The following is a 12,927-nucleotide window of genomic DNA, read 5'->3' on the forward strand; positions in this document are numbered from 1 at the left end:
ATTGATTTGTCAAGAGTGCCACGAGAGACCAGCCACTTTTCACTTTACAAAGGTTGTTAACGGAGAAAAAATAGAAGTTCATATTTGTGAACAATGTGCCAAAGAAAATAGTGATTCATATGGTATAAGTGCAAATCAGGGTTTCTCTATTCATAATTTACTTTCGGGTTTACTGAACATGGATTCTTCATTTCAAAATGCAGGAACTCAAATGTTCAGTCACTCGGAGCAAATATCTGCTTGTCCGAAATGCGGAATGACTTTTCAGCAATTCAGAAAAATTGGTCGTTTTGGATGTTCTGAATGTTACAAAACATTTCATAGCAACATTACACCAATCCTACGTAAAGTGCACAGCGGAAACACTGTGCATGCAGGTAAGATACCGAAACGAATAGGCGGCAATCTTCATGTCAGACGGCAGATTGATATGCTAAAAAAGGAATTGGAATCCTTAATCCATCAAGAAGAATTTGAAAATGCAGCTCATGTAAGAGATCAAATTCGTTCATTAGAACAATCACTCAAAAGTACAGATAGTGAGGAGGAACAGGAGTAATGTCGCTAAAGCATTTTATTCAGGACGCACTAAGCAGTTGGATGAAGCAGAAAGGACCTGAAAGTGACATTGTACTCAGCAGCCGCATACGTTTAGCAAGGAACTTTGAGCATATTCGGTTCCCTACGCGGTATTCCAATGAAGAAGCCTCATCCATCATACAGCAATTTGAAGATCAGTTTTCAGAGCAAGAAATTCCCGGAATCGGCAAATTTGTTTTGATTAGAATGAATGATGCACAGCCTTTAGAGAAGCGTGTACTTGTTGAAAAACATCTAATCAGTCCGAATCTGACAGAGTCTCCTTTTGGCGGCTGTTTGCTTTCTGAAAATGAGGAAGTAAGCGTCATGCTAAATGAAGAGGACCATATTAGAATTCAATGTCTTTTCCCTGGATTTCAGCTTTTAGAAGCAATGAAAGCCGCAAACCAGGTCGACGACTGGATTGAAGAAAAAGTTGATTATGCATTCAATGAGCAAAGAGGATACTTAACCAGCTGTCCTACAAACGTAGGTACAGGTTTAAGGGCTTCGGTCATGATGCATCTGCCGGCGCTGGTTTTAACTAGGCAAATAAATCGAATTATACCGGCAATTAATCAATTAGGCTTAGTTGTTAGAGGAATTTATGGGGAAGGCAGCGAAGCAGTAGGGAATATCTTTCAAATTTCAAATCAGATCACGCTTGGTAAGTCAGAGCAGGATATTGTAGAGGATCTTAACAGTGTTGCTGCTCAGTTGATTGAACAAGAACGATCTGCCCGAGAAGCGATTTATCAAACTTCTAAAATCGAACTTGAGGATCGGGTATATCGGTCATATGGGGTCTTGTCTAATTGCCGGATGATAGAATCGAAAGAAACTGCAAAGTGCCTTTCAGATGTTCGGTTAGGCATAGACTTAGGCATAATAAAAGGACTTTCAAGCAACATACTTAACGAACTTATGATTTTGACGCAGCCAGGGTTTTTACAGCAATACTCGGGAGGCGCTTTGCGTCCGAACGAAAGGGACATTCGAAGAGCGGCTCTCATCAGAGAACGGCTTCACTTAGAAATGAATGGGAAAAGACAGGAGGATGAATCGATATGATGTTTGGAAGATTTACAGAACGAGCTCAAAAAGTACTGGCGCTAGCACAGGAAGAAGCACTTCGGTTAGGTCATAATAACATTGGCACTGAGCATATTTTATTAGGACTGGTAAGAGAAGGAGAGGGCATTGCTGCTAAAGCTCTTCAAGCGCTTGGACTCGGTTCAGAAAAAATTCAGAAAGAAGTAGAAAGTTTGATCGGGCGCGGGCAGGAAATGTCTCAAACGATTCATTATACTCCTAGAGCTAAAAAAGTCATTGAGCTTTCAATGGATGAGGCAAGAAAACTCGGTCATTCTTATGTGGGAACAGAACATATTCTTCTTGGTCTGATTCGTGAAGGAGAAGGTGTTGCTGCGAGAGTTCTGAATAATCTCGGTGTCAGCTTAAATAAAGCAAGACAGCAGGTGCTCCAGCTTCTAGGAAGTAATGAAACAGGATCATCAGCGGCAGGAACAAACAGCAATGCGAATACGCCTACGCTTGACAGCTTGGCAAGAGACTTAACTGCTATTGCGAAGGAAGACAGCCTTGACCCTGTAATCGGCAGAAGCAAGGAGATCCAGCGTGTCATTGAAGTGTTAAGCCGCAGAACGAAAAACAACCCTGTTCTCATTGGGGAACCAGGTGTAGGTAAAACGGCTATCGCAGAAGGTTTGGCACAGCAAATTATCAATAATGAAGTACCCGAAATTTTGCGTGATAAACGTGTGATGACATTAGACATGGGAACAGTTGTTGCCGGCACAAAATACCGCGGAGAATTTGAGGATCGCCTGAAGAAGGTCATGGATGAAATTCGCCAGGCAGGAAATATCATTCTATTCATCGATGAGCTCCATACATTAATCGGGGCAGGCGGAGCAGAAGGTGCTATTGATGCATCTAATATTTTAAAACCTTCACTTGCTCGCGGCGAACTCCAATGTATTGGTGCAACGACTCTTGATGAGTACCGTAAATATATTGAAAAAGATGCAGCACTGGAACGCCGTTTTCAGCCGATTCAGGTTGATCAGCCATCTGTAGATGAAAGTATTCAAATTTTACAAGGTCTGCGTGACAGATACGAAGCCCACCACCGCGTTTCTATCACTGATGATGCCATTGAAGCTGCGGTTAAGCTTTCTGACAGATATATTTCTGACCGCTTCCTTCCGGATAAAGCAATTGACTTGATCGATGAAGCAGGTTCAAAGGTGAGACTGCGCTCATTTACAACGCCTCCTAACTTAAAAGAGCTTGAGCAGAAGCTTGATGAGGTTCGTAAAGAGAAGGATGCGGCAGTGCAAAGCCAAGAGTTTGAAAAAGCTGCTTCCTTGCGTGATACTGAACAACGCCTGCGCGAGCAAGTAGAGGATACGAAGAAATCATGGAAAGAGAAGCAAGGGCAGGAAAACTCAGAGGTTACTGTGGATGATATTGCGATGGTTGTATCCAGCTGGACCGGTGTGCCTGTATCTAAAATCGCCCAAACTGAAACTGATAAGCTTCTCAATATGGAAAACATTCTTCATTCCCGCGTCATCGGCCAGGATGAAGCAGTTGTAGCTGTTGCAAAAGCCGTCAGACGTGCGAGAGCAGGATTGAAAGATCCTAAACGCCCAATCGGCTCATTCATTTTCTTAGGCCCTACAGGTGTAGGTAAAACAGAGCTTGCACGAGCACTCGCTGAATCCATTTTTGGCGATGAAGAATCCATGATCAGAATTGATATGTCTGAATACATGGAAAAACACTCAACTTCAAGACTTGTTGGTTCACCTCCGGGTTATGTGGGATATGATGAAGGCGGTCAATTGACAGAGAAAGTCAGAAGAAAACCTTACTCTGTCGTGCTTCTTGATGAGATCGAGAAAGCGCACCCTGATGTCTTCAATATCCTTCTGCAAGTTCTTGAAGACGGACGATTGACTGATTCTAAAGGACGCACAGTCGATTTCCGCAATACCATTCTGATCATGACATCAAACGTCGGAGCAAGTGAGCTGAAACGCAATAAATATGTCGGCTTTAACGTTCAGGATGAAACTCAAAATCATAAAGACATGAAAGATAAAGTGATGGGTGAATTAAAACGAGCGTTCAGACCTGAGTTCATCAACCGTATTGATGAAATCATTGTCTTCCATTCACTTGAGAAAAAACATCTCACTGAGATTGTGTCATTAATGTCTGATCAATTAACGAAACGCTTGAAAGAACAAGATCTTTCTATCGAATTGACAGATGCTGCAAAAGCGAAAGTCGCGGAAGAGGGCGTTGACCTGGAATACGGTGCCCGTCCGTTAAGAAGAGCGATCCAAAAACATGTCGAGGATCGTTTATCTGAAGAACTCCTCAGAGGAAATATTCATAAAGGACAGCATATTGTTCTTGATGTAGAAGATGGCGAATTTGTCGTAAAAACGACTGCTAAAACGAATTAATATAGAAGACGGAAATGAGGCATACAGCATGTAAGTGTATGCCTCACTTTCATATCAAGAAATAGAACAAGGGAGAGGTCTTACACTATATATGGCTAAAACAAAATCGAAATTCATCTGCCAATCCTGCGGCTACGAGTCTCCAAAATGGATGGGGAAATGTCCAGGCTGCGGTGCTTGGAATACAATGGTGGAAGAAATGATTAAAAAAGCACCGGCCAATCGGAGAGCGGCTTTTTCTCATTCTGTTCAAACTGTACAGAAACCTTCACCTATTACATCAATCGAAACATCAGAAGAACCCCGCGTTAAAACCCAGCTTGGCGAGTTTAACAGAGTACTCGGCGGAGGTGTCGTTAAAGGCTCCCTCGTTTTAATTGGCGGTGATCCTGGTATCGGAAAGTCAACGCTATTACTGCAGGTTTCCGCTCAATTATCAGGCTCATCAAACAGTGTCCTGTATATTTCGGGAGAAGAATCTGTAAAGCAAACGAAGCTGCGAGCAGACCGTCTCGGCATTAATAGTCCGTCACTGCATGTTTTATCTGAAACCGATATGGAGTATATTTCGTCTGCTATACAAGAGATGAATCCAGCGTTTGTCGTTGTTGACTCTATTCAAACGGTTTACCAAAGCGATATTACATCGGCTCCAGGCAGTGTGTCACAGGTCAGAGAATGTACCGCTGAGCTGATGAAAATTGCAAAAACAAAAGGTATTCCGATTTTTATCGTAGGGCACGTGACGAAAGAAGGGTCTATTGCAGGTCCGAGACTGTTGGAGCATATGGTTGACACTGTTTTATATTTTGAAGGAGAACGCCACCATACTTTCCGTATTTTGCGGGCTGTAAAAAACCGTTTCGGATCTACAAACGAAATGGGCATTTTCGAAATGCGGGAAGAGGGGCTCACTGAGGTTTTGAATCCTTCGGAAATTTTCTTAGAAGAACGCTCTGCTGGTTCCGCAGGCTCGAGTATCACTGCCTCTATGGAGGGCACTAGACCGATTCTCGTTGAAATTCAGGCGCTCATCTCGCCAACAAGCTTTGGCAACCCAAGGCGTATGGCAACGGGAATAGACCATAACAGGGTTTCTCTGTTAATGGCTGTGTTAGAAAAAAGAGTTGGACTGCTGCTGCAAAATCAGGATGCTTATTTGAAAGTGGCTGGCGGCGTTAAGCTTGATGAACCGGCAATTGATCTTGCGATTGTGATTAGTATTGCATCAAGCTTTAGAGACACACCTCCAAATCCTGCAGATTGTTTTATTGGAGAAGTGGGATTAACCGGAGAAGTCCGGCGGGTTTCAAGAATTGAACAGCGTGTGAAAGAAGCGGCAAAGCTTGGTTTTAAACGCATGATCATACCCGCGGCAAATCTGGATGGATGGACAAAACCAAAAGGGATTGAGGTTATCGGAGTAGCAAATGTTGCAGAAGCGCTTCGTACTTCATTAGGAGGATAATAGATGGAAAAAGAGAAAAAAGGGGCGAAACACGAGTTAGACCTGTCATCTATATTGCAGTTTGTTGCTCCGGGTACACCGCTCAGAGCGGGGATGGAAAACGTCTTGAGAGCAAATACAGGCGGTCTGATTGTTGTTGGATATAATGATAAAGTAAAAGAAGTGGTGGACGGCGGCTTTCACATAAACACGGCTTTTTCTCCGGCGCATTTATATGAGTTGGCTAAAATGGATGGAGCGATCATTTTAAGTGATTCGGGTCAAAAGATCCTCTACGCGAATACTCAGCTGATGCCGGATGCCACAATTTCTTCATCAGAAACAGGAATGCGGCACAGAACTGCCGAAAGAGTAGCTAAGCAAACTGGCTGTCTTGTAATCGCTATTTCTGAAAGAAGAAATGTCATAACGTTATATCAGGAAAACATGAAGTATACACTAAAAGACATAGGATTTATTTTAACCAAGGCGAACCAAGCCATTCAAACACTTGAAAAGTATAAGACAATCCTCGATAAAACGATTAATGCACTGAACGCGTTAGAGTTTGAGGAACTTGTTACCTTCAGTGATGTCTTGTCTGTCATGCATCGTTATGAAATGGTACTGAGAATCAAAAACGAAATTAATATGTATATCAAAGAGCTGGGGACAGAAGGGCATCTGATCAAACTGCAAGTCATTGAATTGATTACGGATATGGAAGAAGAGGCCGCTTTATTTATTAAGGACTATGTAAAAGAAAAGATTAAAGATCCGTTTGTTCTCTTGAAGGAGCTGCAGGATATGTCCAGTTATGATCTGCTGGATGATTCCATTGTGTATAAGCTTCTCGGTTACCCTGCTTCTACTAATCTTGATGATTATGTATTGCCGAGAGGATACAGGCTGTTAAATAAGATACCGCGTCTTCCGATGCCGATTGTTGAAAATGTTGTAGAAGCATTTGGAGTCCTGCCAAGGATTATTGAGGCGAGTGCAGAAGAATTAGATGAAGTAGAGGGAATCGGTGAAGTACGAGCCCAAAAAATCAAAAAAGGATTAAAACGCCTGCAAGAGAAGCATTATTTAGACAGACAACTGTGATTTCGGTTAAAACCTTATGAATACGGGTATATTAATGTTGGTTTTTGTTTATTCTGATATTCGTAGGATGCATAAGACTTTGTGAAATTAAAATGTTAAAAAAGGAGGTGGGGGTATGTTAAAACGAATAGTTCAGGCGTTCTTCATTATTTTTGGCGGCGTTGTTGGTATATTTTTGATACCTGAATTGTTTGTACTGTTAAATATACAGGACATACCTTTAATAACAAACGCATATACGTCTGCGGCAATAGGAGCAATTATCTTTTTTCTCATCAGTATATGGGGTACAGAATACGTTGTGAACTGGGTGAAGTGGATAGAGGATTCATTGTTAAAAGCGCCGGTTCCAGATTTGTTATTTGGAAGTCTTGGCTTAGTTTTTGGACTTATAATTGCTTATCTTATCGTAAATGTTATTCCTTTAGACAATATACCTTACCGCATATTCAGCACAATAATTCCTGTATTTTTGGCTTTCTTCCTCGGTTACCTCGGCTTCCAGGTGGGCTTTAAGAAAAAGGATGAATTGATCAGCCTGTTTTCCATTTCCGCCAGAATGCAAAAGAAAAAAGGAACAGCTGATGAAGAACATGAGGTTCAAGACAAGAAGCTGAAAATTTTGGACACTAGTGTTATTATTGATGGGAGAATAGCAGATATTTGTCAGACTGGTTTTTTAGAGGGAGTTATCGTGATTCCGCAGTTTGTCCTTGAGGAATTGCAGCATATTGCAGACTCTTCAGATGTTTTAAAACGAAACAGAGGACGCCGCGGTCTTGATATCCTGAACCGCATTCAGAAAGAATTAGACATTGAAGTTGAAATTTACGAAGGCGACTTTGAAGATATTCAGGAGGTTGACAGCAAGCTCGTCAAACTTGCTAAGCTGACATCCGGGGTCGTTGTGACGAATGATTTTAATTTAAATAAAGTGTGCGAGCTTCAGAAGGTAGCAGTATTAAACATTAATGACCTTGCCAATGCGGTCAAGCCTGTTGTGCTTCCTGGCGAGGAAATGAATGTTCAGGTCATTAAGGACGGGAAAGAGCATAATCAGGGAGTTGCCTACTTGGATGACGGTACGATGATTGTCGTTGAAGAAGGACGCAATTATATCGGCAAGCATATTGATGTACTCGTCACAAGTGTGCTGCAGACAGCAGCGGGACGAATGATTTTTGCGAAGCCTAAGCTGTTGGAGAAGGCGCTGTAAAGGGAGAAAAAACAATGAGTTATGATGTGGTGATTCCTGCAGCCGGTCAGGGAAAGCGGATGAAGGCAGGGAGAAATAAACTGTTCATTGAGCTGAAAGGAGACCCGGTGATCATACACACGTTAAGAGTGTTTGACAGCCACCGGCAGTGCGAAAAAATCATCTTGGTGATTAACGAGCAGGAGCGGGAGCACTTTCAGCAAATGCTGACCGATTATCCGTTTCAAACATCGATTGAGCTTGTTGCAGGCGGAGATGAGCGTCAGCACAGTGTGTATAAGGGGCTGAAAGCCGTAAAGCAGGAAAAGATTGTCCTTGTACATGACGGTGCCCGCCCATTTATAAAACATGAACAAATTGACGAACTGATCGCAGAGGCGGAACAGACAGGAGCGGCCATCCTTGCTGTTCCGGTAAAAGATACGATTAAACGCGTTCAAGATTTACAAGTCAGTGAGACGATTGAACGTTCAAGCTTGTGGGCTGTCCAAACGCCACAAGCTTTTCGTCTTTCTTTATTGATGAAGGCTCACGCTGAGGCCGAGCGCAAGGGATTTTTAGGGACGGATGACGCCAGCCTCGTTGAACAGATGGAGGGCGGTTCGGTCCGTGTTGTAGAAGGCAGCTATACAAATATTAAGCTGACGACGCCAGACGATTTGACGTCAGCTGAAGCTATCATGGAATCAGAAAGTGGGAATAAACATGTTTAGAATTGGACAAGGATTTGATGTGCATCAATTAGTTGAGGGCCGTCCTCTCATTATTGGCGGAATTGAAATCCCGTACGAAAAAGGGCTGCTTGGCCATTCTGATGCAGACGTATTGCTGCATACTGTCGCTGACGCCTGCCTGGGAGCTGTGGGTGAAGGAGACATCGGCAAGCATTTTCCTGACACAGATCCCGAGTTCAAGGACGCAGATTCTTTCAAATTACTTCAGCATGTCTGGGGAATCGTGAAACAGAAGGGGTATGTCCTTGGGAACATTGATTGCACCATCATAGCGCAAAAGCCGAAGATGCTGCCGTACATAGAAGATATGAGAAAAAGAATTGCTGAAGGCCTTGAGGCAGAAGTTTCTCAAGTAAATGTAAAAGCAACAACGACAGAAAAGCTTGGATTTACAGGCCGGGCGGAAGGAATAGCGGCTCAGGCGACAGTACTGATACAAAAAGGCTAACTTGTTTTGATGCCGGGTCTATTTGGTGGTAGAATAGATTCATACATTTTTGCCTGAGGCCATACATGACATGAAAGGAAGTATTTGAAAATGGGAAACGAAGTACGCGTCCGTTATGCACCGAGTCCAACCGGACATTTGCATATTGGAAATGCCAGAACGGCGCTTTTTAATTATTTATTTGCCCGCAATCAAGGCGGTAAGTTTATCATTCGAGTTGAGGATACAGATAAAAAGCGCAATATTGAGGGCGGAGAACAAAGCCAGCTGAATTATCTGAAGTGGCTAGGTATTGACTGGGATGAGAGTGTGGATGTCGGAGGAGAGTACGGCCCATACCGTCAGTCCGAGCGTAACGATATCTATAAAGTGTACTATGAAGAGCTTCTTGAAAAAGGGCTTGCTTATAAATGTTACTGTACGGAAGAAGAGCTTGAAAAAGAGCGTGAAGAACAGATTGCCCGCGGAGAAATGCCTCGTTATTCCGGAAAACACAGAGACCTGACTCAGGAAGAACAGGAGAAATTTATCGCTGAAGGCAGAAAACCAAGTATTCGTTTCCGCGTGCCGGAAGGAAAAATTATCGCCTTCAATGATATCGTAAAAGGCGAAATTTCTTTTGAATCAGATGGCATCGGCGACTTCGTTATTGTTAAAAAGGACGGAACGCCTACTTATAACTTCGCGGTAGCGATTGATGACTACTTAATGAAAATGACACACGTGCTGCGCGGTGAGGATCATATTTCTAACACACCGAAACAGATTATGATCTATCAAGCATTCGGGTGGGATATTCCTCAGTTCGGACACATGACGCTGATCGTAAACGAAAGCCGTAAAAAGCTCAGCAAACGTGATGAATCCATTATTCAATTCATCGAGCAGTACAAAGAGCTTGGCTACTTGCCAGAAGCGCTGTTCAACTTTATCGGACTGCTAGGCTGGTCACCGGTTGGAGAAGAAGAGCTTTTCACAAAAGAGCAGTTTATTGAAATTTTTGATGTAAATCGTTTATCTAAATCACCAGCTTTGTTTGATATGCATAAGCTAAAATGGGTTAACAACCAATATGTGAAGAAGCTGGATCTTGATCAGGTTGTTGAACTGACGCTTCCGCATTTGCAAAAAGCGGGCAAAGTTGGCACTGAGCTTTCTGCTGAAGAACAAGAGTGGGTTCGTAAACTGATTTCCCTGTATCATGAGCAATTAAGCTACGGTGCGGAAATTGTTGAGCTGACTGATTTGTTCTTTACGGATGAGATCGAGTATAATCAAGAAGCGAAAGCTGTTCTGGAAGAAGAACAGGTTCCTGAAGTGCTCAGTACATTCGCAGCGAAGCTTGAAGAGCTTGAGGAGTTCACTCCGGATAACATCAAAGCATCGATCAAAGCAGTGCAGAAAGAAACTGGCCATAAAGGGAAAAAACTGTTTATGCCGATTCGTGTTGCTGTAACAGGGCAAACTCACGGTCCGGAACTGCCGCAATCAATTGAATTGATCGGTAAAGAGACTGCAATTCAGCGTTTAAAAAATATCTAAATAAATGATTGTTGACAGGGAAGAGTATAAAGCTTTAGGCCATTACAGAAAGGATCTCCATTGGCTGAGAGAGATCCATGAGCCGGGTTTTAGAAGTGCGCCCTTAAGACCTTTGAAGAACGTTTTTTGAAACCAGTATTCAAAGGCGGCCGCCGCCGTTACAGGCTGAAGTTGGGAGAGCAGAAGTCTGCTTTTCAAACAGAGTGGAACCGCGCGGTTAAAGCGTCTCTGTCATGTTTACATGCAGAGGCGCTTTTTTTATTGGGTAGAGGAAATCAGATAGAGAAACGGGGGGAAGCATGTGTTTTTTAGAATGCTCAAAGAAGACATTGATACTGTGTTCGATCAAGATCCCGCAGCAAGAAGCTATTTTGAAGTGATTTTAACTTATTCCGGTTTACATGCTATATGGGCGCATCGGATTGCACATGCTTTATATAAACGAAAATTTTATTTCCTTGCACGCCTTATATCTCAAGTAAGCCGATTTTTTACCGGGATAGAAATCCACCCCGGCGCTACAATCGGGAGAAGATTTTTCATAGACCACGGCATGGGGGTTGTCATTGGGGAGACATGTGAAATCGGCAATAACGTAACCGTTTTTCAGGGGGTTACCCTCGGGGGAACGGGAAAAGAAAAGGGAAAAAGGCACCCAACGATTAAAGATGACGCATTGATAGCCACAGGTGCTAAAGTGCTCGGTTCTATTACGGTCGGTGAAGGCTCAAAGATTGGGGCTGGTTCAGTAGTGCTGCATGATGTTCCTGATTTTTCAACAGTTGTCGGTATCCCTGGACGGGTCGTTGTACAAAATGGCAAGAAAGTAAGACGCGATTTAAACCATCAGGATTTGCCCGATCCAGTTGCTGACCGCTTTAAGTCTTTGGAACAGCAGATTTTAGAGCTGAAGGCAGAACTTGAAGACAGAAAAGAAAGGATCAATCAAAAATGACAATCACACTTTATAATACATTGACTAGACAGAAGGAAACATTCGTTCCTCTTGAAGAGGGAAAAGTGAAAATGTATGTATGCGGACCCACGGTTTACAATTACATTCATATCGGGAACGCGCGTCCGGCAATCGTTTACGATACGGTTCGAAACTATTTAGAGTATAAAGGCTATGATGTGCAGTATGTCTCTAACTTCACAGACGTAGACGATAAATTAATTAAAGCGGCAAATGAACTCGGTGAGGATGTACCCACCATTTCAGAGCGTTTTATTAAAGCATACTTTGAAGACGTAGGTGCGCTCGGCTGCCGAAAAGCCGACCTTCATCCGCGAGTAATGGAGAACATGGATGCCATTATCGAATTCGTAGATCAGCTCGTGAAAAAGGGCTACGCATATGAATCAGAAGGTGACGTATATTTCAAAACCAGAGCGTTTGAAGGGTACGGAAAGCTTTCTCAGCAATCAATCGATGAACTTAGATCAGGTGCACGCATCCGAGTCGGCGAGAAAAAAGAAGATGCTCTTGATTTCGCACTGTGGAAAGCGGCAAAAGAAGGAGAAATCTCTTGGGATAGCCCTTGGGGAAAAGGACGTCCGGGCTGGCACATTGAATGCTCAGCAATGGTGAAAAAGTATCTCGGTGACCAGATTGATATCCATGCGGGCGGACAGGATTTAACATTCCCTCACCATGAAAACGAAATTGCGCAATCTGAGGCGCTAACAGGCAAAACGTTTGCGAAGTATTGGCTTCATAATGGTTATATCAATATTGATAATGAAAAAATGTCAAAATCACTAGGCAACTTTGTGCTTGTGCATGACATCATTAAACAGCATGATCCGCAGCTTTTGAGATTCTTTATGCTATCTGTTCATTATCGCCATCCGATTAACTATTCAGAAGAGCTTCTGGAGAATACGAAAAGCGCGTTCAACCGTTTAAAAACAGCGTACAGCAATCTTCAGCACCGTCTGAACAGCAGTACGAATTTAACCGAAGATGACGATCAATGGCTTGAAAAAGTTGAAGAACACCGCAAAGCATTCGAAGAAGCGATGGACGATGATTTTAATACGGCGAATGCCATTTCAGTCTTGTTTGACTTAGCGAAACACGCCAATTATTATCTTCAGAAAGATCATACGGCTGATCATGTGATTACGGCGTTTATTGAGATGTTTGACCGCATTGTTTCTGTCCTCGGTTTTTCGTTGGGTGAGCAGGAACTTCTCGATCAAGAGATTGAAGACTTAATCGAAAAGCGAAATGAAGCGCGCCGGAATCGCGATTTTGCATTGTCAGACCAGATCCGCGACCAGCTGAAAAGCATGAATATCATTCTTGAAGATACGGCTCAAGGCACTCGCTGGAAACGGGGAGAATAACA

The 12,927-nt window shown here is 43.0% G+C and carries 11 protein-coding genes and 1 other annotated feature; all 11 genes read left to right on the forward strand.

Going from position 1 to position 12,927, the window contains the following annotated elements; all coding sequences use genetic code 11:
* Position 1: 1 nt before the first annotated feature.
* Positions 2-559: a protein-arginine kinase activator protein McsA gene (gene mcsA, locus MKX38_RS00565; RefSeq protein ID WP_015252993.1), complete on the forward strand. Its 558-nt coding sequence runs from the start codon at positions 2-4 to the stop codon at positions 557-559.
* On the forward strand, positions 559-1,650 hold the full coding sequence (locus MKX38_RS00570; protein WP_003235007.1) for a protein arginine kinase: 1,092 nt from the start codon (positions 559-561) through the stop codon (positions 1,648-1,650). Before mcsA ends, MKX38_RS00570 begins: the two co-directional genes overlap by 1 nt.
* Positions 1,647-4,079, forward strand: coding sequence for an ATP-dependent protease ATP-binding subunit ClpC (clpC, locus tag MKX38_RS00575; protein WP_003235011.1), 2,433 nt, complete (start codon positions 1,647-1,649; stop codon positions 4,077-4,079). The genes MKX38_RS00570 and clpC overlap by 4 nt, the downstream gene beginning before the upstream one ends.
* Before the next feature lie 91 nt (positions 4,080-4,170).
* The gene (radA, locus tag MKX38_RS00580) at positions 4,171-5,547 is read left to right on the forward strand and encodes a DNA repair protein RadA (RefSeq protein WP_038428273.1); all 1,377 of its coding nucleotides are present in this window, start codon (positions 4,171-4,173) and stop codon (positions 5,545-5,547) included.
* A gap of 3 nt (positions 5,548-5,550) precedes the next feature.
* A complete protein-coding gene (gene disA / locus MKX38_RS00585) occupies positions 5,551-6,633 on the forward strand; it encodes a DNA integrity scanning diadenylate cyclase DisA (protein ID WP_003225736.1) in 1,083 nt (360 codons plus the stop codon).
* Positions 6,634-6,748: 115 nt separating this feature from the next.
* Complete coding sequence (locus MKX38_RS00590) at positions 6,749-7,849, forward strand: PIN/TRAM domain-containing protein (RefSeq protein WP_003235014.1); 1,101 nt, start codon at positions 6,749-6,751, stop codon at positions 7,847-7,849.
* Positions 7,850-7,863: 14 nt separating this feature from the next.
* Positions 7,864-8,562 (forward strand): 2-C-methyl-D-erythritol 4-phosphate cytidylyltransferase, encoded by a 699-nt coding sequence (gene ispD / locus MKX38_RS00595; protein WP_032726598.1) that lies wholly within the window; start codon positions 7,864-7,866, stop codon positions 8,560-8,562.
* Positions 8,555-9,031, forward strand: a complete 477-nt coding sequence (ispF, locus tag MKX38_RS00600) for a 2-C-methyl-D-erythritol 2,4-cyclodiphosphate synthase (RefSeq protein ID WP_014475594.1) — start codon at positions 8,555-8,557, stop codon at positions 9,029-9,031. Before ispD ends, ispF begins: the two co-directional genes overlap by 8 nt.
* 90 nt (positions 9,032-9,121) lie before the next feature.
* The gene (gene gltX / locus MKX38_RS00605; protein ID WP_014478617.1) at positions 9,122-10,573 is read left to right on the forward strand and encodes a glutamate--tRNA ligase; all 1,452 of its coding nucleotides are present in this window, start codon (positions 9,122-9,124) and stop codon (positions 10,571-10,573) included.
* Between the two features lie 2 nt (positions 10,574-10,575).
* Positions 10,576-10,806, forward strand: a binding site (T-box leader).
* Between the two features lie 68 nt (positions 10,807-10,874).
* Positions 10,875-11,528: a serine O-acetyltransferase gene (gene cysE / locus MKX38_RS00610; RefSeq protein ID WP_003225749.1), complete on the forward strand. Its 654-nt coding sequence runs from the start codon at positions 10,875-10,877 to the stop codon at positions 11,526-11,528.
* A complete protein-coding gene (gene cysS / locus MKX38_RS00615) occupies positions 11,525-12,925 on the forward strand; it encodes a cysteine--tRNA ligase (protein ID WP_014478619.1) in 1,401 nt (466 codons plus the stop codon). The genes cysE and cysS overlap by 4 nt, the downstream gene beginning before the upstream one ends.
* Positions 12,926-12,927: the final 2 nt, after the last annotated feature.

Origin of the sequence: Bacillus sp. FSL M8-0025 (assembly GCF_037975475.1) — a bacterium.
GTDB lineage: Bacteria > Bacillota > Bacilli > Bacillales > Bacillaceae > Bacillus > Bacillus subtilis.

Excerpts from the sequence above, each read along its gene's own strand:
- MKX38_RS00570 (WP_003235007.1), top strand. The coding sequence starts at position 559 with ATGTCGCTAAAGCATTTTATTCAGGACGCACTAAGCAGTTGGATGAAG.
- clpC (WP_003235011.1), top strand. The coding sequence starts at position 1,647 with ATGATGTTTGGAAGATTTACAGAACGAGCTCAAAAAGTACTGGCGCTA.
- radA (WP_038428273.1), top strand. The coding sequence starts at position 4,171 with ATGGCTAAAACAAAATCGAAATTCATCTGCCAATCCTGCGGCTACGAG.
- disA (WP_003225736.1), top strand. The coding sequence starts at position 5,551 with ATGGAAAAAGAGAAAAAAGGGGCGAAACACGAGTTAGACCTGTCATCT.
- MKX38_RS00590 (WP_003235014.1), top strand. The coding sequence starts at position 6,749 with ATGTTAAAACGAATAGTTCAGGCGTTCTTCATTATTTTTGGCGGCGTT.
- ispD (WP_032726598.1), top strand. The coding sequence starts at position 7,864 with ATGAGTTATGATGTGGTGATTCCTGCAGCCGGTCAGGGAAAGCGGATG.
- ispF (WP_014475594.1), top strand. The coding sequence starts at position 8,555 with ATGTTTAGAATTGGACAAGGATTTGATGTGCATCAATTAGTTGAGGGC.
- gltX (WP_014478617.1), top strand. The coding sequence starts at position 9,122 with ATGGGAAACGAAGTACGCGTCCGTTATGCACCGAGTCCAACCGGACAT.
- cysS (WP_014478619.1), top strand. The coding sequence starts at position 11,525 with ATGACAATCACACTTTATAATACATTGACTAGACAGAAGGAAACATTC.